Origin of the sequence: Virgisporangium aurantiacum (assembly GCF_016863635.1) — a bacterium.
GTDB lineage: Bacteria > Actinomycetota > Actinomycetes > Mycobacteriales > Micromonosporaceae > Virgisporangium > Virgisporangium aurantiacum.
Window position 1 is genome coordinate 31,755 of record NZ_BOPG01000063.1, and the last position, 24,873, is coordinate 56,627.

The window sequence follows — 24,873 nt, forward strand, 5'->3', positions numbered from 1 at the left end:
CCCGGATTCGACACGCTTCGTGAGGCACCACAACTGCAAGATCGACGGGTGAGAGGGGGCGGCGTGGGTGAGGTGGTGGTTCGGGAAGCGTTCGGCGGGGATGTGGCGGGGGGTGTGCGGGTTCGGGGTGGAGCATGTTCCGCCGCACTATGCGCCACTGATCGGCGCGGAGGCGGCGGCGGAGCAGGTGCGGCGGTGGTGGAACGCGGCGGAGATCGGCAGGGCGGTGGCGGAGGGTCTGGTCGTCGTCGCCGAGGTTGGTGGGGTGGTGGTCGGTGTCGGGCAGCGGGGGCGGCGGGGGGACGAGCATGTGGTCTACAAGCTGTACGTCGATCCGGGGTTCCGCAGCCGCGGGATCGGTCCCCGCCTGATCGACGCGCTGATCGGGCACCTGCCGTCGGACGCCGACCGGTTGTACATCGAGCACTTCGTCGGCAACGGGCGGGCGGGCGCGTTCTACGAGCGGGAGGGCTTCACCGTCGACCGGATCGAGCCGAGCGCGTCGGGCGATCCCGCCCGCGGCGTGGTGTGGCGCGTGCGCCGGCTCGCCTAGTGTCCTGAGTCGTTGGTTCGGTGGCGGTTGAGGATGGGTCCCGCTCTCTCATGCCCCGCTCTCGCCATGCCGGGCCGGCGAGGTCACCCTCCGCTTCCGTGGCCGAGCCGATCAATGCCGGTGACACCCTCCAAGATCACCTTTTGAGGAACAAACGTGCAGTCTCACTTGAGCTTTCTTCCTCAAAAGAAGATCTTGGACAGGGCGGCGGCGAGGGGCGGGCCGGAATCCGTCACCAACTGTGTTGCCTCCCGGCCGCTTCCGGCGGACGACTTCCGCGTCACCCCGAACGTCGGAATTTCACCTTCGCCAGCTGCGGCCGAATCAACGACTCGGGACACTAGATGTCGAGGACGAGGGCGCGGTGGTCGGAGACCTCCGGCTCGTCGAGGATCTCGAACCTCGTGACGGCGGCGACGTCGGAGACCAGCAGGTAGCTGGCGTGCCGTACCGGCTTGCGGTAGTGGGACGTGCGGGTGTCGGCCTTGCCCACCAGGTCGGTCAGGCCGGCCTCGGCCAGGATGTCGAAGGTCTCGCTGTCGGGCAGCAGGTTGAGGTCGCCGCAGACGACCACCAGATCGTCGCGGGCCCGGATCCGGCGGGTCAGGTCGGCCAGCCGCTCGGCCTGGTGGCGGCGGGCGGGGGTGTCGTGCTTGCCGGCCGGCTCGCGGAGGCCGTGTACCTGCACCACGCAGACCGGCCGGCCGGAGTCGCGGTCGAGGGTCCGTATCGCCAGGGCGACCCGCGGGCGGTCGGCGACCGTCCACTCGGTGTGGTCGACAAAATCCCCGTGCACGAAGGCGGACTCGACGGCGATGACGGGCAGGTCGTCGCTAACCAGCGTCGCCACGCCGAAGTCCTGGCGGTGGCGGGTACCGGCCTCGTCGTGGACGGGGCCGGAGTCGCTGGCGACGAAGACGGCCTGGTGACCCGGTAGCGCGCCGTCGACGTCGGCCAGCAGGTCGGCGCGTTGCGGGAGGCTCCGTTCGCCGTCCTCGAAACGGGTCCAGCCGGACAGGCCCGGGGTGCGGGTGACCTCCTGCAGGCAGACGACGTGGGCGCCGCTGCCCGGCAGCCAGCCGAGAAGGGCGTCGGCCATGGCGCCGCCCCAGGCGTTCACGCTCGCGATCCGCACGCGGAGGCTCCCATCCAGCCGGTCCACATGATCTTAACGGCGTGTGAGGATGGCCGGCATGGCCGACCTCGACGCCGTTCGCGCGCGGAGCTTCGGCGCGGTCGCCGCGAGCTACGACGCCTACCGGCCGCGGTATCCGGACCGATTGGTCGACGACGTGGTCGCCCTGCTGCCGGGTCGGCGGGTCCTCGAGGTCGGTGCCGGCACGGGCATCGCCACCGCGGCGTTCGCGGCCCGCGGCGTCGACCTGACCTGCGTCGAGCCGGACCCGGAGATGGCGGCCGTGCTGACCGCGAAGGTCGGCGCCGCCGACGTGCACGTGACCACGTTCGAGCAATGGTCGGCGTCCGGATTCGACGGCCTGATCAGCGCGCAGGCCTGGCACTGGACCGATCCGGAAACGCGCTGGGCCAACGCCGCCGCCGCGGTGCGCACCGGTGGGGTGCTCGCCCTGTTCTGGAACGACGACCGCTACGTCGACCAGCGGATCCGTGCCGCGTTCACGGCCGCCTACGACCGGCACGGCATCGAGGTCCGCACGGTCGAGGAACAACCCGATGACGGGGACCTCCCCGAGGAGTGGCGCGCGGGGCTCGACCGGCACTTCGCCGACCTGCGCACGCACCGGTACCACTGGTCGCACCGGATGCCGGTGGCCGACTTCGTGGCGCGCGTCAACACCTCGTCGGCCCACCTGATCCTGCCGCCCGAGGTGCGCGCCGACCTGACAAGAGAGGTCACCGCGACGCTCACCGGCTACGGCGACGACGTCGAACTGGCCATGGTCACCGACCTGGTGACGGCGGTGCGCCGCTGAGGCGCCTACCGGTGGGCGAGGCCGATCAGTTCGCCGAGGTCGTAGATGGCCTCGCCGGTCCAGGCGATCGTGAACACCGCGAGGCCGACCGGTAACGCGCTCAGCGCCCACAGGTTGGCGCGGGCGCGCGGGCGGAGCAGCTCGGCGACGCGGCGCGGCACGACGCCGCCCGGCGCGGCGGCGTTGAGACCGGGGGCGCCGGCGTTCAGGCCGGGGGCGGTTCCGGCGGACGCCAGGGCGGCGGCGCCGATCGCGTGTGCGACCGTGCGCCGGCTGCCGACGGCGGCGGCGGCCTGCTCGTCGGCCGCCCGTTCGACGAGATAGCCGACGTGGCGGGCGACCCAGCGCAGCGCCGGGTGCGCGGCGGCCGCGAGTTCCGCCGCACGGACGAGCCGGTGGTGCCCGCCGGCCAGGTGGGCGTTCTCGTGCGCCAGCAGCGCGTCGAACTGGCGGGCGGACAGCGTCGCGCGCATGCCGGTGGTCACCACGACGTGACCCGGGCGGCCCGGCACCGCGAACGCCGTCGCGGCGTCGTCGGGCACCAGGACCAGACCCCCGGCGGCGGGTGCCTGCCGGCGGGCCCGGCGCAGCGCGGCGCGGTGGACGCGCCAGCGGTGCGCGACCGACCCGGTGGCGGCGGCCAGCAGGGCGACGCTCAGCCACGGTACCCACGCCACGTTCGCCGTGTCGTCGGCGACCACCCGGGACGACCAGCCGAACGTCTGCCCGACGACGGGCACCTCGGCCGCCGCGTGCAGCGCGAACACCGCGAGGTTCGCCATGCTCGCCACCGCGGCCGTGGCCGCCGTCCACGCCAGGACGCCGGCGGCCAGCGACGGCGCGAACCGGTCGGCGAGCAGCCGCACCACCGCGACGAACACCGGCGGCACGATCACGACGGACAGCAGGAAATGGTCGAACACGATCCCAGTGTGCCCGGGACGCCCCGCGGCGGATACAGCGGATACAGTCGCTCGCGATGGGTGCGACAGGGGGCCGTCGGCGACCGGGCCAACTCGAGGCGCAGGTCGTCACCGTGCTCAGCGCGTCACCCGAACCCCTGACGCCCGGCGAGGTCCGCGACCGCCTCGACCCCGCCGGAGCCCTCTCCTACAGCACCGTCGTCACCACGCTGACCCGGCTGTACGAGAACGGCGCGCTGCAGCGCCACCGCGACGGGCGGGCGTTCCGGTACAGCGCGGTCAGCAACGCGGCCGGGTTGGTCGCCGACCGCATGAGCCGCCTGCTGGCCGGCGAGCCCGACCGGACGTCGGTGCTGCGCCGCTTCGTCAGCACGCTCGACAGCGGAGACGAGCAGATCCTCCGCGACCTCCTCAGAGACCACCCCGATCAGAAGATGCCCGAGTAGGCGTTCAGCGCGGGCTGCCCGCCGAGATGGGCGTAAAGGACAGTGGACCCGGCGGGGATGTCGCCGGTGCGCACCAGGTCGATCAGCCCGGCCATCGACTTGCCCTCGTACACCGGGTCGATGATCATGCCTTCGAGCCGGCCGGTGAGCCGGATCGCGTCGACGGTCGACCGCACCGGGATGCCGTAGACGTCGCCGGCCCAGCCTTCGAGCACCGTGATCTCGTCGGCGCGCAGGTCGCGCTTGAGGCCGATCAGGTCGGCGGTGTGCCGGGCGATCCGCTCGACCTGGGTTTTTGTCTTCTCCAAGGTCGCCGACGCGTCGATGCCGATCACGCGGCGGGGCCGGTCCTGGGTCGCGAAGCCCGCGATCATCCCGGCGTGGGTGGACCCGGTGACGGTGCACACGACGATCGTGTCGAAGAAGACGCCCAGCGCCGCTTCCTGCTCCTCGACCTCGCGCGCCCAGTTGGCGAACCCGAGCCCGCCGAGCCGGTGCTCGGACGCACCGGCCGGGATCCCGTACGGGGTGCCGCCCGCGGCACGCACCTCGTCGAGAGCGCGCTCCCAGGAGTCGCGGATGCCGATGTCGAAGCCGGCCGGGTCGAGCCGCACGTCGGCGCCCATGATGCGGGACAGCAGGATGTTGCCGACCTTGTCGTTGACCGCGTCGGGCCAGTCGACCCACTTCTCCTGCACGAGCCGCGCCTTGAGGCCGAGCTTCGCCGCGACGGCCGCGACCTGCCGGGTGTGGTTGGACTGGTACCCGCCGATCGACACGAGCGTGTCGGCGCCGCTGGCCAGGACGTCGGGCACGATGTACTCGAGCTTGCGGGTCTTGTTGCCGCCGTAGGCCAGCCCGGAGTTGCAGTCCTCCCGCTTCGCCCAGATCTGCGCGCCGCCCAGGTGCGCGGTGAGGCGGTCGAGGCGGTGCACGGGGCTTGGCCCGAACAGCAACGGGTAGCGGTCGAAGTCGTCGAGTGACATCGGGGATCCCTTCACGGCGTGAGCGTCAGCCAGTTGGCGCGGACCTCGGCGGCTGCACCGTCGGCGTCGCCCCGGCGGGCGAACTCGACGATGCGGGCGTGCTGCGCGACCGATTCGCGGCCGACCAGCGAGGCGAAGCGGACCCGCTCCATGCGGCGCAGCAGCGGGGTCACGTCGTCGAGGATCGCGGCCAGGAGGCGGTTGGCCGCGAGACCGACGAACACGCGGTGGAACGCATCGTCGGCCGCGATCGCGGCCTCGACGTCTGCGGTGGTCAGGGCCGTCGCGAAGGCGCGGTTCGCCGTTTCCATTTCAAGGCAATGTGACGCCGTGAGCAGCGGAACCGCCGTACGGGCGGCCAACTCGTGCATGCTCGCCGCGACCGCCTGCGCCTCCGCCGCCGCCCGGACGTCGAGCGGGGTGACCACGGTGCGGCTGCCCGGCCGGATCTGCACGAGGCCGGTCTTCTCCAGGTGGGCGAGCGCCTCGCGGACCGGCGTGCGGCTGACGCCGAGCCAGGCGCACAGGTCGGCGTCGACCAGGCGTTCGCCGGGTTCGAGCGTGCCGTCGACGATCGCGGTGCGCAGCATGGTGAACGCGCGCTCGCGCAGCAGCGTGCGGGGCGGCGGTGCGCTCGTGCGCGGGACCGGCATGCAAAATACGGTATCCGATATATCGCAGGAGGAAAGGCTCGCGTGGTTCCGGCTGAGTAAGGTGCAGGCAGGAAACTTTTCGAGGGAGCCGTCGTGAGCCATCCCTACATGCAGTGCCCGCGGTGCCGCGGGCCGATGCAGTCCTACCCGCGCAGCGGCGTACAGATCGAGCAGTGCACCCAGTGCCGCGGCATCTTCCTCGACGAGGCGGAGCTGGCCACGTTGGGCCGCAACGAGGCCCAGTGGGGTCCCGGCGGCATGCCGCCCGGTGGCCCCGGCCCGGGCCCGGGTCCCGGCCCCGGGTACGGCGGTTACGGCGGCGGCTACGGCCAGGGTCCCGGCGGATACGGGCCCGGCCCCGGTCCGGGCCCCGGCTACGGATACGGCGGCGGCTACGCCGGCGGATACGGACCGCAGGGGCCGGTCTGGGGCTCGATGGACCCCGACAACCCGGCGCCCCCACCCGACCCACCGCCGCAGGAGCGCTAGCACCGAGCGCCTGTTTGGAAAGGGGGGCCGAGTCGAGGCGAGGTCCAGGCGGCGATCCGGCAAGGCGCGGATTTGTCCCGATACCGGTGTTGTATCGGGGCGAATCCGTAACGCCGCCGGTCGTCGGCTGGGCCCGCCGCAGGCCGGCCATCCCTTTCCAAACAGGCGCTTGCACCGTCCGCTGACGTCATCGCGTCAGCGGACGGTTCGTGACCCGTCAGCGGGCGCCGCGACGCTGCCGGACATGAAGAACACCACGGTCCTCATCTCCGGCGCCAGCATCGCCGGCCCCGCCCTCGCCTACTGGCTGACCCGCTACGGGTACACCGTCACCGTCGTCGAGCGGGCGCCCGCGCTCCGCACCGGCGGGCAGGCCGTCGACTTCAAGGGCGAGATCCACCGCACCGTGCTGGCGCGGATGGGCATCCTCGACGACGTCCGCAAGCACGCCACCGGCGGCCGCGACATGGCGATCGTCGACGCCGACGGCCGCACCCGGGCGGTCATCCCCGGCACGTTCACCGGCGGCGACATCGAGATCAGGCGCGGCGACCTGTCGCGGCTGCTCTACGAACGCACGGTCGGCTCCTGCGAGTACCTGTTCGGCGATTCCGTCACCGCGTTGACCGAGACGGCCGGCGGGGTGGACGTCACGTTCCGGAACGCCGCGCCGCGCACGTTCGACCTGGTGGTCGGCGCCGACGGCATCCACTCGAACGTGCGCCGGCTGGCGTTCGGGCCGGAACAGGACTTCGTCACCCACCTCGGCTACCACTACGCGCTGGTCGACCTCGGCCTCGAAAACGGCGAATCGCAGATGTACAACGAGCCCGGCCGGATGGTCGCGACCGGCGGGCCGAAGGCGCCGGCGTTCTTCGTGTTCGCCGCTCCCCCGCTGGAGTACGACCGCTTCGACACCGCGCAGCAGAAGCGGATCCTCGCCGACACCTACCGCGGCGCGAAGTGGCGGGTGCCCGACCTGCTGGCCCGGCTGCCGGAGGCCACCGACGTGACGCTCGACTCGATCAGCAAGGTGTTCATGCCGACGTTCTCGACGGGACGCGTCGTGCTGCTCGGCGACTCCGCGTACGGCAACACGCTCGGCGGGTTCGGTACCGGGCTCGCGATCGTCGGCGCGTACGTGCTCGCGGGCGAACTGCTGGCGGCCGGTGGCGACCACACGGCGGCGTTCGCCCGCTACGACGAGCTGTTCCGCCGCTACTCGAAGGTGTCGCAGAAGGGGAACGCCGGCCCGTTCCTGGCGCCGCCGAGCCGGCTGCGCATCGCCATGCGCGACCGTATGTTCACATCGACGCGGCTGCTCGCGATGATGATGAAGATGACCGATTCGTTCGCGACGAACATCGAGCTCACCGACTATGCCCGGTACGAGTCGTGAGCTCATCGCGGAGGGCGTCGACGTCGGCGCAGATCGTCGACGCCCCCGCCGTCGCGAGCTCGCCCGGCACGGCGTAGCCCCAGGCGACGCCGAGGCAGGACAGGCCGTTGGCCCGGGCGCCGACGACGTCGTGCGAGCGGTCGCCGACCATCACGGCGTCGGCCGGACCGCCGAGGCGGGCCAGCGCGACCCGCACCACGTCGGCCTTCGTGGGCCGGGTCTTCTCGACCGTCTCGCCGCACACCGTGTGGAACAGCGACGCCCAGCCGTTCGCGGCGACGATCTGCTCGGCGAACCGCTCCAGCTTGCTGGTCGCGACGGCGAGCACCACGCCCGCGGCGGCCAGGTCGCGCAGCAGGGTGTCGATCCCGGCGAACGGTCGGTGGGTGGGCAGCGCGTGCTCGACGTAGATCCGCCGGTACACCGGCACGATCGCCTCGGCCGTCGCGGCGCCGACCAACGGCGGCAGCGACGTGTGCAGCGGCGGGCCGAGCAGGTCGCGGCCCAGCCCACCGGGCGGTTCGGGGACACCCAGCTCCGCGAACGCGAGGCGCATCGAACTCAGGATGCCGTCGGCCGAGTCGATGAGGGTGCCGTCGAGGTCGAACAGGATCGTTGTCACCGGTGCACGATAAGGTTCGCCAGGTGAGCGAGGACGAGAAGGTCATCGCCGAGATGACCGAGGGTGGGGTGCTGGCGGCACTCCGGTGGGCGGCGCTGTCCGCGTACACGCGGGCGTGGGCCGACTTCGACCCCGACACGGGGCACAGCCAGACGGTCCTCGGGATCATCGCCCACACGCTGCTGGCCGACCGGCAGGACCGGGTGTTCCGGCTGGAGAAGTACGCCGAGAACGACGCGGTGCTCCTGGCCGGGCTGCTGCCGAGCGAGCAGGAGTCGCTGCCGAACGTCGCCGGCGTGGAGCGGGCCGACCTGAACGGCTCGCCGGCGTGGCAGTTCCGCCAGTACCGCTGGTTCGTCAGCTCGTTCGAGCACGGCCGGGTCCACGAGATCTCCTGGGGCCGGAAGAGCCCGACCAAGCGCAGGATCGCCGCGGAGACCGGCGACAGCAGCCCGGATCAGTTCGTGCTCCCGGGCATGTTCGATCTGCCCGGCGGTTACGCCCTCGACCCGGTGACCGTGCGCGACCTGCTCGACGCCCGCTCCCCCGTGGTCAGCACGGTGCTCACCCACAGCATCGACCCGCACACCGGCGCGATCGAGCTGTTCCTCGGCCGGCCGCGGCTCAACAGCGACGGCGGCGGGTCCTGGATGTGGCTGCGCCCGCTGCTGCCCCGCGACGGCGCGTCGGTCTCTACTGAAGGCCGGATCGCACCGACGTGATGCGCTGCGTGTTGAACCCGAGCCAGTGCATGCGGCCCCGGTAGCGGGCGTGCTCGATCTTGAGGCAGCGGTCGACCACCACGTCGAGCCCGTCGTCCGCGGCGATCTTCGTGCCCTCGGCGTTGATCACGCCGAACTGGCACCAGAGCGAGCCGGCCTTGATCGTCACAGCGTCGCGGGCGATTCCCGGTAGGGCGTCGGGCGCGCGGAAGACGTTGACGATGTCGACCGGAACCGGGACGTCGAGCAGGCTCGGGTAGCTGGTCTCGCCGAGGATCGTCTTCTCGCGCGGGTTCACCGGCACGACGCGGTAGCCGTGCCGCTTGAGGTAGTAGCCGACGAAGTTGCTCGCGCGCAGTTCGTTGCCCGACAGGCCGACGATCGCGACCGTCTTCGCGGTGTGGATCACCCGCTGGATCGTCGCCACGTCCTGGTACTTCGCCACATCCATGTCACTCACCCGCCGCCACCTTCGCGAAGCCCTGCTCCAGGTCCCAGATCAGATCGTCGACCGACTCGGTGCCCACCGACAACCGCACCGTGCCGGGCCCGACGCCCGCCGCGGCCAGTTCCTCGTCGCCGAGTTGGCGGTGCGTGGTGCTGGCCGGGTGGATGATCAGGCTCTTCGCGTCGCCGACGTTCGCGAGGTGCGACCAGAGCGACACGCCGCGGATGAGGTCCTGCCCGCCGGTGCGGCCGCCGGCGCAGTCGAACGAGAACACCGCGCCCGCGCCGAGCGGCAGGTACTTCTCGACCAGCGGCCGGTACCTGCTCGCGGGCAGCCCGCCGTAGGTGACGTTCGACGCCAGCGGGTGCGCGTCGAGAAATGCCGCGACGGCGAGCGCGTTGGTGACGTGCCGCTCCATCCGCAACGACAGCGTCTCCAGCCCCTGCAGGAACAGGAACGCGTTGAACGGCGAGAGGGCGCCACCGAGGTCGCGCAGCGTCTCGGCGCGCAGCTTCATCAGGTAGCCGTAGCTGCCGAACGTCTCGTGGAACTGCAGGCCGTGGTAGGCCGGCGACGGCTCGGCGATCACCGGGAACCGCCCGTTGGACCAGTTGAACGTGCCCGCCTCGACGACCACGCCGCCGATGCTCGTGCCGTGGCCGCCGATGAACTTCGTGGCCGAGTGGATGACGATGTCGGCGCCCCACTCGATCGGGCGGCACAGGTACGGCGTGGCGAACGTGTTGTCGACCATCAGCGGCAGGTCGTGCTCGTGCGCGATGCCCGCCACGGTCTCGATGTCGAGGACGTTGCCGCCCGGGTTGCCGATCGTCTCGCCGAAGAACGCCTTCGTGTTGTCCCGCACGGCGCTCCGCCACGCGTCGGGATCGTCGGGGTCGACCCACGTCAGTTCGACGTTCATCTTGCGCAGCAGGTGCTTGAACTGGTTGACGGTTCCGCCGTAGAGCGCCGAGCTCGACACCACGTGGTCGCCCGGCTGCAGCAGCGTGAACAGCGAGGCCGCCTGCGCGGCGATGCCGCTGGAGAACGCGACCGCGCCCATCCCGCCCTCGAGGTTCGCGACCCGCTCCTCGAACACCGCGACGGTCGGGTTCATGATGCGCGAGTACGTGTTGCCGTACTCCTGAAGGTTGAAGTAGGCCGCCGCCGACTCGGGATCCTCGAACACGTAGCTGGTGGTCTGGAAGATGGGCACCGCGCGGGCGCCCGTGTTCGGGTCGGGCCGCTGCCCGGCGTGCAGCTGCCGGGTCTCGAAGCCGAACACGCGGTCTTCCTCGGTGCGGAACGGTTCGTCAGTCACGCTGTCTTCTCCAGGAACTCTTGGATGATCGGCGTCTGGCGCGCCTCTTCCAACAGGAAGCAGTCGTGGCCGTACGGCGCCTCGATCAGGTGGTACTCGACCGGCTTGCCGAGTGTACGCAGCGCGTCCTCGATCTCCTCGGACGCGGCGGGCGGGTAGAGCCAGTCGGAGCTGAACGCGATGAGCAGCGTGCGGGCCTCGATCCGGGCGAGGGCCGTTTCGAGCGACCCGCCGTACTGGCGCCCGAGGTCGAAGTAGGTCAGCGCGCGCGACAGGTACAGGTACGTGTTGGCGTCGAACCGTTTGACGAACGAGTCGGCCTGGTGGCGCAGGTAGTTCTCGACCTCGAACTCCGGTTCGGTGATGGTGTACCGGATGTCGTCGGCGAACTGCAGCCGCCGGCCGAACTTGTCGTCGAGCGCCGGCCCCGACAGGTACGTGATGTGGCCCACCATCCGGCCCACGCCCATGCCACCGTCGGGTTTCCGACCCGTGCCGTAGTAGTGGCCGCCCTGCCACGCGGGGTCGCGCATGATGGCGTCGCGCGCGATCGCGTTCCACGCCACGCCCTGCGGGTGGAGGGCGTGCGTGCTGGCGATCACCACGATCGAGTCGACCCGATCGGGGTACAGGATCGCCCATTCGAGCGCCTGCATCCCGCCGAGCGATCCGCCGGCCACCACGGCGAGCCGGTCGATGCCGAGTTCGTCCAGGAACGCGCGCTGTGTACGCACCATGTCGGCGACGGTGAGGACCGGAAAGTCCGACCCGTACGGCTTTCCGGTGGCGGGGTCGATCGACGACGGGCCGGTGGTTCCCTTGCAACCGCCGAGCAGATTGGTCGAGATGACGTGATACCGGTCGGTGTCGAACGCCTTTCCGGGACCGATCATCCCGTCCCACCACCCGAGTCCGCGGCCGGCCGTGCCGTCGCGGTCCTCCGCGGCGAAGCCGTCGCGGGTGCTCTCCTCGGGGGGAACGGCCGACACACCGGCCGCGTGCGCGTCACCGCTCAGCGCGTGACACACAAGGATGACATTGTCGCGCGCCGGCGCCAGCGTGCCGTATGTCTCATAGGCGATACGGATATGGCCCAGTTCCCGGTTACAGTCCAGCCTGACCGGTACGGGAAGATCGAGATACCGCGTCTCGACCGTGCCCACTGAGTCCATTTCCGTTTCCGTTCTTCCGATGTATTGTCTACCACCCCGGTAGGTTTACGGGGGTAGTGATGAAAGGTGAGGCGCAGCATATGACCACTTCCACCGACAACGGTGTCAACGTTCAGGCACTGCTCGAAGCCCGCGAGGTGCTGAAGGGCGCTCCCGAGGCGGCCCAGTTCACGTGGCGCGCCGAGTCGAAGTGGCAGAACGGTGTTCACAGCACCACGAAGGTACAGAAGTTCTTCGGCCTCGGCGCGGAGCAGACCCACAAGGCCGAGCACACGTTCGACGCCGACCACCCCGAGATCTTCGCCGCCACCGACAACGACATCACCCCGATCGAGTACCTCCTCGTCGGTCTCGCCTCCTGCCTCACCGCCGGTGTGGCGTCGGTCGCGCAGAACCGGGGCATCCAGTTGCGCTCGGTCGAGGCGAGCCTGGAGGGTCACCACGACATCCGCGGCATCCTCGGTGCCGACAGCGACGTCCGCAACGGTTTCAACGACATCAAGGTGACGTTCCACATCGACGCCGACGCGTCGAAGCAGGAGATCGAGGCGATCGTCGCCCAGTCGCAGAAGCGCTCGGCCGTCTTCGACGCGCTCACCAACCCGACGGACGTCACGGTCGAAGTTGCCTGAGCGGTTCACCACGGTTGTCATCGGGGCCGGTCATGCCGGGCTCGCGGCCAGTCATTTCCTCACGGCGCGGTCGATCGACCACGTCGTGCTCGAACGCGGCGAGGTCGCGAACTCGTGGCGGACCGAGCGCTGGGACTCCCTGCGCCTGCTGACGCCCAACTGGCAGTCCCGCCTGCCCGGGTACGGCTACGACGGCGGTGACCCCGACGGCTACATGACGATGGGCGAAGTGATCGAGTTCATCGACCGCTTCGCCCTCGTCACGGCCGCGCCGGTGCGCACCGGGACGACGGTCACGTCGGTCCGTCGCACCGACGACGGCTATCTCGTCACCACCGATAGCGGTGAGATCCGCTGCCGGACCGTGGTGATCGCCAGCGGCGCCTGCAACACGCCGGTGGTGCCGCCGCTGAGCGCCGGCGTACCCGCGGACGTCGAGCAGGTGACCCCGTTCGACTACCGCGGGCCCGACAAGCTCGCCGACGGCGGCGTCCTCGTCGTCGGCGGCTCGGCGACCGGCGTGCAACTGGCGCACGAACTGCGGCAGTCCGGCCGGCCGGTGACGCTGTCGATCGGCGAGCACGTCCGGATGCCGCGCACGTACCGCGGTCGCGACGTGCTGTGGTGGATGGACGCGTCCGGCGTCTGGGACCAGCGCTACGACGAGGTCGACGACCTCGACCGGGCGCGCCGGCTGCCGTCGCCGCAACTGGTCGGCACGCCCGAGCGGCGCACCCTCGACCTCAACGCCCTCATCGACGCGGGCGTCGAGCCGGTCGGCCGCTGGGCCACCGTCCGCGACGGCGAGGCCCTGTTCTCCGGCGGCCTGCGCAACCTGTTCTCGCTCGCCGACCTCAAGCTGCGGCGCCTGCTCGACACGTTCGATGCCGTTGATCCGGCCACGGACCCCGAGCGCCCGCCACCCACCCGCACGCCCGCTTCCCCGCGCTGGAAGCTCGACCTGCGCAGCGGCGAGATCCGCACGATCGTGTGGGCCACCGGTTACCGGCCCGACTACGCCTGGCTCGACGTCCCGGTGCTCGACGCGAAGGGCCGGCTGCGCCACGACGGCGGCGTCGTCGACAGTCCCGGGCTGTACGCGCTCGGGTTGCCGGTGCTCCGCCGGCGCAAGTCCACGTTCATCCACGGCATCGAAAGCGACGCCCGCGAGGTCATCGACCACCTGGCGGCCTTCATCCGCGGTTGAGCAGGTCCCGGATCTCCTTCGCCACCTCGGCGGGTGCCTCCTCGGCCATGAAGTGGCCGTGGTCGACGGTCACGTGCCGCAGGTCCGGTGCCCAGGCCCGCCAGAGCGCCGCCGCGTCGAAGCCGAGCGCGGCGCCCCAGTTCTGCTGGAGCACGGTCACCGGCATCCGGAGCCGGTTGCCGGCGGCGCGGTCGGCCCGGTCGTGGTCGAGGTCGACGCCCGCCGACGCCCGGTAGTCCGCGACGATCGACGGCACCGCTTCCCGGCACGCGTCGAGGTAGGCGGCCCGGATGTCGGCGGGGAACGGACTCTTCGCCCAGAGGTCGAGGAAGTGCCCGAAGAACGCGTCGGCGCTCGCGGCGATCATCCGCTCCGGCAGCCCGGGCGGCTGCGCCATCAGGTACAGATGGAAGCCGACGGCGGCGCCGGTGCCGCGCATCACGTCCCACATGTCGAGCGTGGGCAGCACGTCGAGGGAGACCAGATGGCTGACCACGCCTGGGTGGTCCAGGGCGGTGCGGATCGCCACCAGCGCGCCGCGGTCGTGGCCGGCCAGCGCGAACCGGTCGTGGCCGAGGGCGCGGGCCAGCGCGACGACGTCGGCGCCCATGGTGCGCTTGGCGTACGTCAGTGGGCCGGCCTCGGCGGCCTCGGCGGGCTTGTCGCTGGCGCCGTAGCCGCGCAGGTCCGGGCAGATCACGGTGTGGTCGGCCGCCAGGTCGGCGGCGACGTGCCGCCACATCAGGTGGGTCTGCGGGAAGCCGTGCAGCAGCACGACGGGACGGCCCGTCCCGCCGACGGCGGTGTGCAACGACACGCCGTCGGCGACCGGGACGCGCTGGTACTCGAATCCGGGGATCATGCGGACGAGTCTTCGTGGTGTGGATGAGCAACGGATGAGCGTGACGTTCGGCGTCCTCGGTCCGGTGGTCGCGTGGAAAGGAGCGTGGGACGGCGCCGGTGACCGGATCGCGCTCAAGGGGCCGTCGCACCGGGCGGTGCTGGCGCGACTCCTGGTGGCCCGGGGCCGCGTCGTACCGGTCGGCACGCTCGTCGACGACCTGTGGGTGGCGCCGCCCGCCGGCGCGGTGGCCGCGGTGAGGACGTTCGTGGCGGCGCTGCGCCGCGCCCTGGAGCCCGACCGGCCGCGCCGGGCGCCGGCGACCGTCCTCGTCACGGAGGGGCCGGGGTACGCGCTGCGCGCCGATCCCGCCGCCGTCGACGCCCGGCGGTTCGAACAGGCGGTGTCGGACGCCGGAGCGCTGCCACCGGCCGCCGCCCTGTCCCGCCTCGACACGGCGCTGGGCTGGTGGCGCGGCCCCGCCTACGCCGACTTCGCCGACGCGCCGTGGGCCGCCGCCGACCGGGCCCGCCTCGCCGAGTTGCGGCTGCACGCCGTCGAGCGGCGGGCCGCCGCCCGGCTCGACCTCGGCCTGGCCGCCGAGGCGGTGCCCGACCTCGACGCCCACACCGGCCGGCACCCGTGGCGCGAGGAGGGCTGGCGGCTGCTCGCCCTGGCGCTGTACCGGTCCGGCCGGCAGGGCGAGGCGCTCGCCGTGCTGCGCCGGGCCCGGCTGCTGCTGGTCGACCAGCTCGGGGTCGATCCCGGACCGGCGCTGCGCCGGCTGGAGACGGACATCCTGCACCAGACCGGCGATCTCGACACTCCGGCGGCACGCGTCTGGGCGGAGGCCGCCTCGACCTACGACCGGCTCGTCGCGGGCGGTTCCCGGACCCGGCTGGAGTCGACGGTCGGGCTGCTGCGCGACCTCGCGATGACCGGCGGCGGCGGGCTGGCGGCGGCCCGCGAGCAGCGGACGGCGTCCATCGAGGCGGCCGAGCAGCTCGGCGATCCGCTGCTGACCGCCCGGGTGATCGGCGGCTACGACGTCCCCGCGCTCTGGCCGCGGTCCGACGATCCGGCCCGCGCCGCCGCCGTGGTCGCCGCCACCGAGCGGACCCTGGCCGCGCTCCCGCCGGGCGACCACGAGACGACGCGGACCCTGGCCGCGCTCCCGTCGGGCGACCACGAGGCGACGCGGGCCCTGGCCGGGCTCCCGTCCGGCGACCACGAGGCGACACGGGCCCGCCTGCTGGCCACGATCGCCGTCGAGTCGCGGGGCACGGGCGCACCGCGTCCCCTCGAAGCCGCGCGCGAAGCGGAAGCGATCGCGCGGCGCCTGGACGACCCGGCGCTGCTCGCCTTCGCCCTCAACGGCGCGTTCATGCAGGCGTGCCGCGGCACCGGCACCGCACCGCGACGCGCGGCCATCGGCACGGAACTGGTCGACCTCGCCGGGCGGCACGGGCTTGTCAGCTTCCAGGTGCTCGGCCACCTGGTGCGGATGCAGGCCCGCAGCGGGCTCGCCGACTTCGCCGCCGCCGACCGCGACGCCGCGGCCGCCGAGGACCTGGCCGCCCGGCACGAACGGCCGCTGGTCGGCGTCTTCACCGCGTGGTACCGGGTGCTCCGCCTGGCCGTGGCGGAGTCGGCACCGCTCCCGGTGGTCGAACGCGCCTACCGGGCGGCGGCGACGCTGCTCGACGACGCGGGAATGCCCGGCCTGAGCGACGGCCTCCTCCCGCTGGCGCTGCGGTGCCTGCGGGTGTGGCGCGACGCACCCGACGACGGCGCCGACTGCGGGCCGTACGAACCGTGGGCCCGGCCCGCTCCGGCGACGCTGGCCACGCTCCCCGACCCGCCCGCCGGGCTGTTCACCGAGGCGCTGTGGTGCCTGGTCGGGCGCGCCGCCCTCGCCGCCGGCGACCGGGCGACGGTGGCGCGCGCCCGGGTGGCCCTGACCCCGGCCGCGGGCGAGTGGGCCGGCGCCGGCAGCGCCCTGCTGACCGTCGGGCCGGTCGCCGACCACCTCCGTCGGCTCGGTCGGTGAGCGGTCGCCGCCACACTGGAGGTCCGCGCCGACCGGCGGGGGCGTCCACTTCCGGATCCGGGAGACAACGGTTTGCCGGCACCGACCTTTGTCTCCCACAAACGGCCATCCGGCATGCGACCGCGCATCGCTCGTGCCCGCCCAGATCCGGCGCGGCCGACGCATGAATGGTGGAGGCGGTTCGTCACCGGCCGGTGATGCCGTGGCGGCGCGCGATGTCCTCCACGGCGTCCTTGGCCTCCTTGAGGCCGACACCGGTTCGCTCCCGGTAGATCTTGATTGCCTGGATCTTGTTGCCCGCCACCAGGTGCGCGACGACGTCGACCGCCTCAGGTTCCGGCTCGGTCACGCCGAGGTGGTCCATGACGAGCTGAAGCCGGCGGTCGATCTCGGTCAATCGCCTCTCGATGCCGCGATTGCGGCCGCCGAGCATCTGGGGGCCTGACATCAAACCCACGAGGAACACGAGGGCGAGGAGGATCGGGATCCAGACAACGAAAGCGTTCACACCACGCACAGTACGGAAATCCAACAAGGCCGATCCCTCGCCGAACCGGGAACCGGTCGACGTGACCGCGGCGCGTAGCGTCTCCGCATGACCTATGTCGACCCGGCGCTCTGGTACGAGCAGTTGGCCACCTTCTACGGCGCCGCGAGCGGTCTGATCACCGACCCGGCCGGGCGGATCCTGATGGTCAAGCCGAACTACCGGGACGGCTGGTCGCTGCCGGGCGGCGTCCTCGAGCACGACGAGCGGCCGGAGGTCGGCTGCGCCCGCGAGGTGCTGGAGGAGGTCGGGCTCGCCGTGCGGCCCGGCCGGCTGCTCGTCCTCGACTGGGTGCCGGCGGGCGACGGCCGGCCGCGCCCGTTCGCGTCGTTCCTCTTCGACTGCGGCACGGTCGCCGCGGGCACGCCGATCCGGCTGCAGATCGAGGAGCTCGACGAGTACCGGTTCGTCGAGCCGGCGGAGGCCGACGGCCTGTTCCCCGCCTGGGCGACCGGCCGGCTGGCCGCCGCGCTCGCCGCCCGGCGCGACGGCGGCACCGTCTACCTGCCGATGTTCCGGTCCTAGCCACCGGTCCCAGCCCGGAAACGTGGCACGGCGGAATCCTCAGGCGGGTTCGCCGCCGGACGAGTTCGTAGGCATGCCGCGTCGACCAGCGTCCCCGGTGACGGGTCGTAAGCACGGTCCCGTGGCGGGGATGCGACGGATCGCGGTCGCGGTGCTGTGCCTCTTCGGCGCCATCGTCGTGGTCTCCCAGCCGACCCTGACCAGCGCGTTCAGCCTGACCGGGCTCGGCTGCCTCGCCGCGCTGGCGGCGCTCTGGTTCGTCGGGTACCGGCGCGAACGGTTCCCACCGGTCCTGCTTCCGGTCGAGGTGACGCTGCTCGCCGTGGCGTGCTTCATGCTGCTCGACGACACCGTGGGCTCGTTGGCCGCGATCGCGCTGATGCTGCGGTGCACCTACGGCGGCTGGCGCGGTGGGCTGGCGGCCGCGGTCGCGTACCTCGTGGCGGTCACGATCGGTGACAACGTGGGCGGGCCGCAGGACGACCAGCTCGCCGTGGCGGTTTCCGGGCTGCTCTGGCGCGACCTGCCGAACTTCCTCGTGTTCGGCGGCATCGGGATCGGGCTGTCGGCCGTCCTGCGCGGCCACGAACGGAACGTGGCACGCGACCAGGTGATGCTCGCCGCCGGCGTCCGGCTGCTCGCCGCCACGACGCGCGACGAGATCGACCGCACGGTGCGCGAGGCCGCCACCGACCTGCTGGCCGACACCGGCGCGCGGGCCGACCCGCCGGAGCACACGACGCTGACCGCCGAGAGCCGGGACCGCCTGAACGCCGGCCACCCGGTCCGGCTCAGCCCGGCCGAGCGGGCGGCCGCCGACCTGCCCGCCGGTGCGGCCGAAGCGGTGCTTCTCGACCTCGCCGGGCGCCCGGTACTGCTGATCACCAGCCGCCGGCGCCTCCCCGCGGCGGCGATGAGCCGGCTCGCCTCGCTGACCACCACCGCCGTCCTCGCCGCGCGCGGGCTGGAGCTCCGGGAGCAGCTGCGCGAGCAGGCCTACACCGATGCCCTCACCGGTCTCGCCAACCGCGCGAGGTTCGGCGAGGTGCTGGCCGCCGCCGTGCTGGACACCCGGCGCACCGGGCGACCGGCGGCGCTCCTCCTGCTGGATCTCGACGGCTTCAAGCCGGTGAACGACCGGCTCGGGCACGCCGCCGGTGACCGGTTGCTGCAGGTGGTCGCCCACCGGCTGCGCGCCGTGGTGCCGGCCGGGTCGACGGTCGCCCGGCTCGGCGGTGACGAGTTCGTCGTCCTATTGACGCCGGAGGTCGGCGCCGATCGGGCCGGCGTGATCGCCGGCCGGGTGGTCGACGCGATCGGCGCGCCCACCGACCTCACCGGCGTTCCGGTGACCGTCGGATGCAGCGTCGGCCTCGCGTTCACCGCGCCCGACGGGACCGGCGAAGCCGTCCTCGCCGACGCCGACCGGGCGATGTACCGGGCGAAGGCCGCCGGTCGCAACCGCGTCGAGGTCGAAACCGCGATGGTGGCGCATTGATCCCACCGCCTACCTGCCGAGGTTAACCGGCAGGTAACTTAAGGCACCCGCAGGAGAAGGAGGGGTGCCCGTTGAAGGCGGACATCATCGTCGTCGGGGCCGGACTGGCCGGCCTGGTCGCGGCGGCCGAGGCGGCCGACGCCGGCCGGAGCGTGCTGCTGCTCGACCAGGAGGGCGCGCAGAGTCTCGGCGGCCAGGCCTTCTGGAGTCTCGGCGGCCTCTTCCTCGTCGACAGCCCCGAGCAACGGCGCATGGGCGTCAAGGACTCCCTCGACCTGGCCCGCCAGGACTGGTTCGGCAGCGCCGCCTTCGACCGGCCGGAGGACCACTGGCCCCGCGCCTGGGCCGAGGCGTACCTGCAGTTCGCGGCCGGCGAGAAGCGGTCGTGGCTGCGCGGGCAGGGGCATCGGCTGTTCCCGGTGGTCGGGTGGGCCGAGCGGGGTGACGGCACCGCCGGCGGGCACGGCAACTCGGTGCCGCGGTTCCACATCACGTGGGGCACCGGCCCAGGCGTGGTGGCGCCGTTCGAGCGCCGGGTGAAGGCGCACGCCGAGGCGGGCCGGCTGAGCTTCGCGTTCCGCCACCGCGTCGACGGGCTGATCACCGAGGGGTCCGCGGTGGTCGGGGTCCGCGGGAGCGTCCTGGAGGAGAGCACGGTCGATCGGGGACGCGCGAGCAGCCGCACGGTCGTCGGCGAGTTCGAGGCGCGCGGGCAGGCGGTGATCGTCACCAGCGGAGGCATCGGCGGCGACCACGACCTGGTCCGCAAGGCCTGGCCGGCGCGGCTCGGCGCGCCGCCGAAGCGGATGGTGGCGGGCGTGCCCGCCCACGTCGACGGGCGCATGCTGGGCATCTCGCAGGCGGCGGGCGCGAACGTCATCAACCCCGACCGGATGTGGCACTACGTCGAGGGCCTGCGGAACTGGGACCCGATCTGGGACAACCACGGCATCCGCATCCTGCCCGGGCCGTCGTCGCTGTGGCTCGACGCCACCGGCCGGCGGCTGCCCGCGCCGTGCTTTCCCGGGTTCGACACCCTCGGCACGCTGCGGCACCTGCGGCAGACCGGCTACGACTACTCCTGGTTCGTCCTCACCCAGAAGATCATCGAGAAGGAGTTCGCGCTCTCCGGGTCCGAGCAGAACCCCGACCTCACCGGCAAGGACGTGCGGCTGCTGCTGTCGCGGGTCCGGGGCGGTGCGCCGGGGCCGGTCGAGGCGTTCAAGCGGCACGGCGAGGATTTCGTGGTCGCCGTCACCGTCGAGGAACTGGTCGCCGGGATGAACAAGATCGCCGACCCGGACGTCCCCGCCCTGGAGGCCGACGCGCTGCGCGCCGTGATGACCGAGCGCGACCGGCAGCTGGCGAACACGTTCAGCAAGGACCTGCAGATCATGGCGATCCGGTCGGCCCGGACGTACCGCGGCGACAAGCTGGTGCGCGTCGCCCCGCCGCACCGGCTGCTGGACCCGAAGGCCGGGCCGCTGATCGCCGTGCGCCTCAACATCCTGTCCCGCAAGACCCTCGGCGGCCTGGAGACCGACCTCGACGGGCGCTGCCTGGTTCCCGGCGGTGCGGCGATACCCGGCCTGTACGCGGCCGGCGAGGTCGCCGGGTTCGGCGGCGGCGGGATGATGGGCTACAACGCGCTGGAGGGGACGTTCCTCGGCGGCTGCCTGTTCTCCGGACGCGTGGCCGGCAGGGCCGCCGCGAAGGCGGTCTCATGATGCGCACCGCGCTGGTGACCGGCGCGTCGTCCGGCATCGGTCACGCCACGGCGGTCGCGCTGGTCGCCGGCGGTTTCCGGGTCATCGGCACCAGCCGCGACCCCGACGCCATCCCTGCCTCGGCCCTGATCCCGGACGTCGAGTACCGGGCGCTCGACCTGCTCGACCCGCCCGCCGTCGACGCGTTCGCCGCCGGCCTCGGCGACGTCGACGTGCTGGTGAACAACGCCGGCGAAAGCCAGTCCGGGCCGCTGGAGGAGCTGCCCGGCGACGTCATCGAACGGCTCTTCCGGCTCAACGTGTTCGCCCCCGTGCGCCTCACCCAACTGCTGCTGCCGGGGATGCGGGCGCGCGGGTACGGTCGCGTCGTCATGGTCGGCTCGATGCTGGCCAGTTTCCCGCTCGCGTACCGGTCCTCGTACGTGGCCGCGAAGGCCGCCCTCAAGGGCTTCGCCACCGCCGCCCGCGGCGAGGTCGCCCCGTTCGGCGTGTGGATCACGACGGTGGAGCCCGGTGCGATCAACACCGGCATCAGCGAACGCCGCACCACCTACATCGCCGACGACTCCCCGCACCGCCAGCGGTTCCGGACCATGCTCGACGCGCTCGACCGCAACGCGTCCACCGGCACGCCGCCCGAACGGGTGGCCGCGACCATCGTGGCGGCGGTGCGGTCACCGCGTCCGAAACCCCTGTACGCGGTCGGCAGCCGGGCCCCGCTGGTCTTCGCCCTGCGCCGCCTGGTCCCGCGGACCGTCGCCGAGTCGGTGACGGCCCGGTCACACGGCCTCCGCATTCGCGATTGATACCGATCTATGTAGGATGAGTATCCGATCATGGGGGAGGTACTCGTCGTGAAGGGACGGATCCTGTCGGCGGCCGTGGCAGCGGCCGTGGCGGTCACCGCGGGCGTCATGGCATTCACCACCAGCACCACCACCGCTTCCGCTTCCGCCGGGGCCGCGCCGGCGTCGGGGTTGCCGTGGTCGGACGGCGGCTACTTCGAGCACGACCCGGCGCAGGCCGACGCGTTCGCCGCGTGGCGCGGGCGTCCGGTCGACAACATCCTGGCGTTCACCGCCCGGGAGAGCTGGGCGGCGCAGCTGAACGACTGGTGGGCCGGCTCGGTGCCGGCGAGCTTCGACCCGGCGCGCGACGACTTCATCCTCGCCGTTCCACTGTGGACGGGTTCGGGTCACGACACCGGCGACCCGGGGACCGACGACCAGTGGCGCGAGCTGGCCGGGAAGATCGCCGCCGTCGACCCCGACGGGTACGTGCGCCTGGGCTGGGAGATGAACTGCTGCTTCTCGTTCGCCACGAACGCGGCCACGTGGCGGGCCCAGTACACGCGGGCGGCGACGCTGATCCGGCAGGCGGCGCCGGGCCTGCGGTTGGTGTTCAACCCCAACGAAGGCACGACCTCCGCGCCGGCCACGGTGGCCGACCCGTCGACGCTGTTCGTCGACGGGCTGGTCGACGTCGTGGCGATCGACGCCTACGACTGGTACCCGGCGTACACCACCACCGCGAACGCCGACCAGCACTTCACCAAGCGCCACGGCTGGAACTGGTGGTACGCGTTCGCCCGGTCGAAGGGCCTGCCGTTCGCGCTCGGCGAGTTCAGCGTCGCCACCGGCTCACCGGCGTCGGGCGGTGACAACCCGAGCTACTTCACGCACGTCTACGCCTGGCTGGCCGCGCGGGCGGCCGAGAACCCGGGTTCGATCGCGTTCGTGTCGCTGTTCAACGAGACGGCCGGGTACTGCCAATGCAACGTCTTCCCGCCCACGCCCAACCCGAACGCCGCGGCCCGGTACCGCTCGCTGATCCAGTCAGGTGGGTGAGAGGCCGGACAGGACGATGTCGATGGCGCGGTCGAGGGTCTCGCGGTCGGTGGTCATCGTCACCGATGCCTGGGACAGGCCGCGGATCAGCAGGTAGACCTCCTCGATCGTCACCGACGGGCGGACCGCGCCGCTGTCCTGCGCGCGTCGCAGGATCTCCGCCGCCGTGGCCTTCAACCGGTTGGCCGCCGCGATCGCGTTCTCCCGCTCGGTGAGCAGGGAGGCCAGCGTCAGCTTCGTGGCGCCGGTCTCGATCATCACCCGCACCAGGGTGTTCCACGCTTCGCCGGGGTCGGCGTGGTCGGCGAGGGCGCGGGCGTGGCCGGCCACCTGGTCGAAGTGACGCAGGAGCGCGGCCTCGATCAGCGCCTCCTTCGTCGGGAAGTGGCGGAAGACGGTCGCGATGCCGACGCCGGCGCGCCGGGCGACGTCCTCCGTGGACCCAGCCGCACCGTGGTCGCCGAAGACCACCTCCGCCGCGGCGAGGATCCGTTCCCGGTTCTCCCGCGCGTCCTGCCGCATCCGGTCACTTTAACCGAAGTCCCGACTTCGTTTACACTTCCGGAGTCCAGACTTCGTTTCGAGGGGGTACCCATGTCACGGAAGCCAGCGGACGTCGTGCGCGCCGTCGCCGCCGGGGTCAGCAACCTGGTCGCCGGCCGGCTCACCGCGGAACAGACCGAAGCCCAGCTCGACGACCTCGCCGCCCTGTACGCCGAACACACCGACGTCCGCCACCCGTTCGCCCCGCTGGGCGACACTCCCCTGCGCACCCGCGCCGAGCTACGTCGCCACTTCGCCGGCGCACCGCGGGGCCTCGACCGCTTCGAGCCGGTGGGCAGCGTCCACGAAACGTCGGACCCGGAGGTGGTCGTGTTCGAGTTCGACTACGAGGGCTCGGCCGGCGGCCGCCCGTTCACGATCCCGTGCGTCTTCGTCGTCCGCGTCCGCGACGGCGTCATCGTCGAGTCCCGCGACTACACCGACCACGTGGCCGCGGCCCGCGCCTTGGGCGCGCTCGGCACCCTGGCCACCGCCCTGACGGCCGGATGAACAAGGAGTATCCGGAGGAGCTGAGGCGCGTCCTCGGTGTGCGGTACTGGACGCTCTGCGTGCTGGAACCCGAGCGGCACGGGTTCGACCTTCCGCAGTTGCTGTGGGCGAACGAGCCGTACGACGCGGCGGGGGTCGAACGGGAACTGGTCGACCGCGGCTGGCGCGACGTCAGCGTCCGCTCGGGGTCGCGGGAAGGGGCCTGGGTGGCACGGGTCGGCGGCGACCCGCCGGACGGGGACAGATGGGTCGGTTTCCTCCACGGCCAACGGGTCAACGTGGCCCGGTGGCCGCAGCAGAGTCCGTACCTGATTCTCCACAGCGAACGGGACCGGGGCTGGCGGGCGTCCGCGGCCAACGCGGCGCTCTACGACAAGTACGACTGTCCGCTGCCCGGGCGCATCGGGCTGACGCCGCACCAGGCGGCCCTGCTGGCGCGCGCCCAGGGGCGTCCGCTGCCCACCGACGCCGAGGTCGCCGCCGCCCTGAAGGCCCAGAGCGACCTGCAGCAGGCGTTCTCGGCCCGGCGGGACCGGTTCTACGCCGCGCGCACCGCTCGGTTCGCCGCCGAGACGGCCGGCCTGCGCGCCGAGGCGGAGCGGCTGGCCGCGGTTCCGCCGGCCCTCCAACGCGAGCGGACGCTCGCCACACCGCCGCCGGTGCCGGTGCGGCTGGGCGAGTCGTTCCCGTTGGTGCGGTTCCTGGTCGGGCTCGCCCACGACGGTCCGACGCGGACCCGGTCGCGCCGCGCCTACCGCATGCGGTGCAACCGGCTCGATCTCACCGTCGCCGACGGTGTGACGCTGGATCTCACGCTGGAGGTGGCGATGCTCGGCGGCCCGTTCTGGGGACGGATCGCCACCCCGTACGTCCCGGCGGAGGCCGACCTCGTCGGGGATCCGGCCTTCCCGGCGCTGAAGCCCCCGTCGCCGCCGCACACGTGCCTGTCGTCCGAGGTGTTCCCGGCGTCGCCGCTGCACCTGACGATCCGGGGCGAGGTGGACCCGGCGACGGTGCCCGAACCGTGGCGGCCGCTCGGCATCGTGCTGACGTTCCCCGGCGGGCCCGAGTACGTCACCGTGCCGCTCGTCGCCACCGCGGTGAACCCCGCCTGGCACACCGCGCGCCGCTACGACCCGAAGAAGGGCGCCGTCGGAGCCGAGGTGAACCTGTTCGTGCCCGACGACATCAACCTGCTCAAGCCCGTGCGGGCGCGCCTGGTCCACGCCCCCGCACACCGCCGGGACTGAGCCGGCCGGG

The 24,873-nt window shown here is 72.4% G+C and carries 27 protein-coding genes; 16 read left to right on the forward strand and 11 right to left on the reverse strand.

The features are described from left to right. Positions 1-67: 67 nt before the first annotated feature. On the forward strand, positions 68-553 hold the full coding sequence (locus Vau01_RS42710) for a GNAT family N-acetyltransferase (RefSeq protein WP_204005761.1): 486 nt from the start codon (positions 68-70) through the stop codon (positions 551-553). 340 nt (positions 554-893) lie between these two features. Here the strand turns inward: Vau01_RS42710 and Vau01_RS42715 are convergent, their stop codons facing one another. Then, entirely contained in the window at positions 894-1,688 is a 795-nt protein-coding gene (locus Vau01_RS42715) for an endonuclease/exonuclease/phosphatase family protein (protein WP_204005762.1), read from the reverse strand. A gap of 58 nt (positions 1,689-1,746) precedes the next feature. Between Vau01_RS42715 and Vau01_RS42720 the strand changes: the two genes are divergently transcribed. Beyond that, positions 1,747-2,505 (forward strand): class I SAM-dependent methyltransferase, encoded by a 759-nt coding sequence (locus Vau01_RS42720; RefSeq protein WP_204005763.1) that lies wholly within the window; start codon positions 1,747-1,749, stop codon positions 2,503-2,505. 5 nt (positions 2,506-2,510) lie between these two features. Here Vau01_RS42720 and Vau01_RS42725 read toward each other — a convergent pair whose 3' ends face one another. Beyond that, on the reverse strand, positions 2,511-3,428 hold the full coding sequence (locus Vau01_RS42725) for a M48 family metalloprotease (RefSeq protein WP_204005764.1): 918 nt from the start codon (positions 3,426-3,428) through the stop codon (positions 2,511-2,513). Positions 3,429-3,484: 56 nt separating this feature from the next. Here Vau01_RS42725 and Vau01_RS42730 point away from each other — a divergent pair, with 56 nt between their 5' ends. Then, positions 3,485-3,874 carry a BlaI/MecI/CopY family transcriptional regulator gene (locus tag Vau01_RS42730; protein WP_204005765.1) on the forward strand — a complete coding sequence of 130 codons (390 nt, stop codon included), beginning with the start codon at positions 3,485-3,487 and terminating at the stop codon, positions 3,872-3,874. Here Vau01_RS42730 and Vau01_RS42735 read toward each other — a convergent pair. After that, a complete protein-coding gene (locus Vau01_RS42735; RefSeq protein ID WP_204005766.1) occupies positions 3,856-4,860 on the reverse strand; it encodes a 1-aminocyclopropane-1-carboxylate deaminase in 1,005 nt (334 codons plus the stop codon). The two genes, Vau01_RS42730 and Vau01_RS42735, sit on opposite strands and share 19 nt — an antisense overlap. Before the next feature lie 11 nt (positions 4,861-4,871). Next, positions 4,872-5,513 carry a GntR family transcriptional regulator gene (locus Vau01_RS42740; RefSeq protein WP_204005767.1) on the reverse strand — a complete coding sequence of 214 codons (642 nt, stop codon included), beginning with the start codon at positions 5,511-5,513 and terminating at the stop codon, positions 4,872-4,874. Between the two features lie 93 nt (positions 5,514-5,606). Between Vau01_RS42740 and Vau01_RS63885 the strand changes: the two genes are divergently transcribed. Both Vau01_RS63885 and Vau01_RS42750 read left to right on the forward strand, forming a co-directional pair. Next, positions 5,607-6,002, forward strand: coding sequence for a TFIIB-type zinc ribbon-containing protein (locus tag Vau01_RS63885; protein WP_373320387.1), 396 nt, complete (start codon positions 5,607-5,609; stop codon positions 6,000-6,002). A gap of 244 nt (positions 6,003-6,246) precedes the next feature. Beyond that, complete coding sequence (locus Vau01_RS42750) at positions 6,247-7,401, forward strand: FAD-dependent monooxygenase (protein ID WP_204005769.1); 1,155 nt, start codon at positions 6,247-6,249, stop codon at positions 7,399-7,401. On the opposite strand, the gene Vau01_RS42755 is transcribed toward Vau01_RS42750, so the two are convergent. Continuing rightward, positions 7,373-8,023 (reverse strand): HAD hydrolase-like protein, encoded by a 651-nt coding sequence (locus Vau01_RS42755; protein ID WP_204005770.1) that lies wholly within the window; start codon positions 8,021-8,023, stop codon positions 7,373-7,375. The two genes, Vau01_RS42750 and Vau01_RS42755, sit on opposite strands and share 29 nt — an antisense overlap. Positions 8,024-8,046: 23 nt before the next feature. Here Vau01_RS42755 and Vau01_RS42760 point away from each other — a divergent pair, with 23 nt between their 5' ends. Next, complete coding sequence (locus Vau01_RS42760; RefSeq protein WP_204005771.1) at positions 8,047-8,745, forward strand: hypothetical protein; 699 nt, start codon at positions 8,047-8,049, stop codon at positions 8,743-8,745. On the opposite strand, the gene Vau01_RS42765 is transcribed toward Vau01_RS42760, so the two are convergent. Genes Vau01_RS42765 through metX form a run of 3 tightly spaced genes read right to left on the reverse strand, consistent with a single transcriptional unit; the run spans position 8,717 to position 11,686 of the window. Continuing rightward, on the reverse strand, positions 8,717-9,196 hold the full coding sequence (locus Vau01_RS42765) for a CoA-binding protein (RefSeq protein WP_204005947.1): 480 nt from the start codon (positions 9,194-9,196) through the stop codon (positions 8,717-8,719). The two genes, Vau01_RS42760 and Vau01_RS42765, sit on opposite strands and share 29 nt — an antisense overlap. A 1-nt stretch (position 9,197) precedes the next feature. Continuing rightward, positions 9,198-10,514, reverse strand: a complete 1,317-nt coding sequence (locus Vau01_RS42770) for an O-acetylhomoserine aminocarboxypropyltransferase/cysteine synthase family protein (protein WP_204005772.1) — start codon at positions 10,512-10,514, stop codon at positions 9,198-9,200. Further along, positions 10,511-11,686, reverse strand: a complete 1,176-nt coding sequence (gene metX / locus Vau01_RS42775) for a homoserine O-acetyltransferase MetX (protein WP_204005773.1) — start codon at positions 11,684-11,686, stop codon at positions 10,511-10,513. Before metX ends, Vau01_RS42770 begins: the two co-directional genes overlap by 4 nt. An 80-nt stretch (positions 11,687-11,766) precedes the next feature. On the opposite strand from metX, the gene Vau01_RS42780 reads away from it, so the two are divergent. Next, positions 11,767-12,318 carry an OsmC family protein gene (locus Vau01_RS42780; RefSeq protein WP_204005774.1) on the forward strand — a complete coding sequence of 184 codons (552 nt, stop codon included), beginning with the start codon at positions 11,767-11,769 and terminating at the stop codon, positions 12,316-12,318. Further along, entirely contained in the window at positions 12,311-13,525 is a 1,215-nt protein-coding gene (locus Vau01_RS42785; protein WP_239152302.1) for an NAD(P)-binding domain-containing protein, read from the forward strand. Before Vau01_RS42780 ends, Vau01_RS42785 begins: the two co-directional genes overlap by 8 nt. Here the strand turns inward: Vau01_RS42785 and Vau01_RS42790 are convergent. Next, a complete protein-coding gene (locus Vau01_RS42790) occupies positions 13,512-14,387 on the reverse strand; it encodes an alpha/beta fold hydrolase (RefSeq protein ID WP_204005775.1) in 876 nt (291 codons plus the stop codon). The genes Vau01_RS42785 and Vau01_RS42790 overlap by 14 nt on opposite strands. A gap of 34 nt (positions 14,388-14,421) precedes the next feature. Between Vau01_RS42790 and Vau01_RS42795 the strand changes: the two genes are divergently transcribed. Further along, on the forward strand, positions 14,422-16,416 hold the full coding sequence (locus tag Vau01_RS42795) for an AfsR/SARP family transcriptional regulator (protein WP_204005776.1): 1,995 nt from the start codon (positions 14,422-14,424) through the stop codon (positions 16,414-16,416). 184 nt (positions 16,417-16,600) lie between these two features. Here the strand turns inward: Vau01_RS42795 and Vau01_RS42800 are convergent, their stop codons facing one another. Beyond that, positions 16,601-16,951 (reverse strand): ribosomal protein bL12, encoded by a 351-nt coding sequence (locus tag Vau01_RS42800; RefSeq protein WP_239152303.1) that lies wholly within the window; start codon positions 16,949-16,951, stop codon positions 16,601-16,603. A 60-nt stretch (positions 16,952-17,011) separates the two neighbouring features. Between Vau01_RS42800 and Vau01_RS42805 the strand changes: the two genes are divergently transcribed. The 5 genes from Vau01_RS42805 to Vau01_RS42825 all read left to right on the forward strand — a co-directional run bounded on the left by Vau01_RS42805 (position 17,012) and on the right by Vau01_RS42825 (position 22,560). Beyond that, on the forward strand, positions 17,012-17,488 hold the full coding sequence (locus Vau01_RS42805; protein ID WP_204005777.1) for an NUDIX domain-containing protein: 477 nt from the start codon (positions 17,012-17,014) through the stop codon (positions 17,486-17,488). A 130-nt stretch (positions 17,489-17,618) separates the two neighbouring features. Then, positions 17,619-18,986 carry a GGDEF domain-containing protein gene (locus Vau01_RS42810; protein ID WP_204005778.1) on the forward strand — a complete coding sequence of 456 codons (1,368 nt, stop codon included), beginning with the start codon at positions 17,619-17,621 and terminating at the stop codon, positions 18,984-18,986. Between the two features lie 71 nt (positions 18,987-19,057). Beyond that, entirely contained in the window at positions 19,058-20,713 is a 1,656-nt protein-coding gene (locus tag Vau01_RS42815; RefSeq protein WP_204005779.1) for an FAD-binding dehydrogenase, read from the forward strand. Beyond that, the gene (locus Vau01_RS42820) at positions 20,710-21,519 is read left to right on the forward strand and encodes an SDR family oxidoreductase (RefSeq protein WP_204005780.1); all 810 of its coding nucleotides are present in this window, start codon (positions 20,710-20,712) and stop codon (positions 21,517-21,519) included. Before Vau01_RS42815 ends, Vau01_RS42820 begins: the two co-directional genes overlap by 4 nt. Before the next feature lie 30 nt (positions 21,520-21,549). Further along, positions 21,550-22,560, forward strand: coding sequence for a glycoside hydrolase family 26 protein (locus Vau01_RS42825; RefSeq protein ID WP_204005782.1), 1,011 nt, complete (start codon positions 21,550-21,552; stop codon positions 22,558-22,560). Here the strand turns inward: Vau01_RS42825 and Vau01_RS42830 are convergent. After that, positions 22,549-23,082, reverse strand: coding sequence for a TetR/AcrR family transcriptional regulator (locus Vau01_RS42830; protein WP_204005784.1), 534 nt, complete (start codon positions 23,080-23,082; stop codon positions 22,549-22,551). The two genes, Vau01_RS42825 and Vau01_RS42830, sit on opposite strands and share 12 nt — an antisense overlap. A gap of 72 nt (positions 23,083-23,154) precedes the next feature. Here Vau01_RS42830 and Vau01_RS42835 point away from each other — a divergent pair, with 72 nt between their 5' ends. Beyond that, a complete protein-coding gene (locus Vau01_RS42835; RefSeq protein ID WP_204005786.1) occupies positions 23,155-23,613 on the forward strand; it encodes a nuclear transport factor 2 family protein in 459 nt (152 codons plus the stop codon). Further along, on the forward strand, positions 23,610-24,863 hold the full coding sequence (locus Vau01_RS42840; protein ID WP_204005788.1) for a hypothetical protein: 1,254 nt from the start codon (positions 23,610-23,612) through the stop codon (positions 24,861-24,863). Before Vau01_RS42835 ends, Vau01_RS42840 begins: the two co-directional genes overlap by 4 nt. Positions 24,864-24,873 lie beyond the last annotated feature (10 nt).

Coding starts and splice junctions, on each gene's coding strand:
- Vau01_RS42780 (WP_204005774.1), top strand. CDS start 11,767: ATGACCACTTCCACCGACAACGGTGTCAACGTTCAGGCACTGCTCGAA.
- Vau01_RS42795 (WP_204005776.1), top strand. CDS start 14,422: ATGAGCGTGACGTTCGGCGTCCTCGGTCCGGTGGTCGCGTGGAAAGGA.
- Vau01_RS42825 (WP_204005782.1), top strand. CDS start 21,550: ATGGGGGAGGTACTCGTCGTGAAGGGACGGATCCTGTCGGCGGCCGTG.
- Vau01_RS42805 (WP_204005777.1), top strand. CDS start 17,012: ATGACCTATGTCGACCCGGCGCTCTGGTACGAGCAGTTGGCCACCTTC.
- Vau01_RS42830 (WP_204005784.1), bottom strand. CDS start 23,082: ATGCGGCAGGACGCGCGGGAGAACCGGGAACGGATCCTCGCCGCGGCG.
- metX (WP_204005773.1), bottom strand. CDS start 11,686: ATGGACTCAGTGGGCACGGTCGAGACGCGGTATCTCGATCTTCCCGTA.
- Vau01_RS42740 (WP_204005767.1), bottom strand. CDS start 5,513: ATGCCGGTCCCGCGCACGAGCGCACCGCCGCCCCGCACGCTGCTGCGC.
- Vau01_RS42820 (WP_204005780.1), top strand. CDS start 20,710: ATGATGCGCACCGCGCTGGTGACCGGCGCGTCGTCCGGCATCGGTCAC.
- Vau01_RS42790 (WP_204005775.1), bottom strand. CDS start 14,387: ATGATCCCCGGATTCGAGTACCAGCGCGTCCCGGTCGCCGACGGCGTG.
- Vau01_RS42720 (WP_204005763.1), top strand. CDS start 1,747: ATGGCCGACCTCGACGCCGTTCGCGCGCGGAGCTTCGGCGCGGTCGCC.
- Vau01_RS42750 (WP_204005769.1), top strand. CDS start 6,247: ATGAAGAACACCACGGTCCTCATCTCCGGCGCCAGCATCGCCGGCCCC.
- Vau01_RS42835 (WP_204005786.1), top strand. CDS start 23,155: ATGTCACGGAAGCCAGCGGACGTCGTGCGCGCCGTCGCCGCCGGGGTC.
- Vau01_RS42810 (WP_204005778.1), top strand. CDS start 17,619: ATGCGACGGATCGCGGTCGCGGTGCTGTGCCTCTTCGGCGCCATCGTC.
- Vau01_RS42765 (WP_204005947.1), bottom strand. CDS start 9,196: ATGGATGTGGCGAAGTACCAGGACGTGGCGACGATCCAGCGGGTGATC.
- Vau01_RS42735 (WP_204005766.1), bottom strand. CDS start 4,860: ATGTCACTCGACGACTTCGACCGCTACCCGTTGCTGTTCGGGCCAAGC.
- Vau01_RS42730 (WP_204005765.1), top strand. CDS start 3,485: ATGGGTGCGACAGGGGGCCGTCGGCGACCGGGCCAACTCGAGGCGCAG.
- Vau01_RS42840 (WP_204005788.1), top strand. CDS start 23,610: ATGAACAAGGAGTATCCGGAGGAGCTGAGGCGCGTCCTCGGTGTGCGG.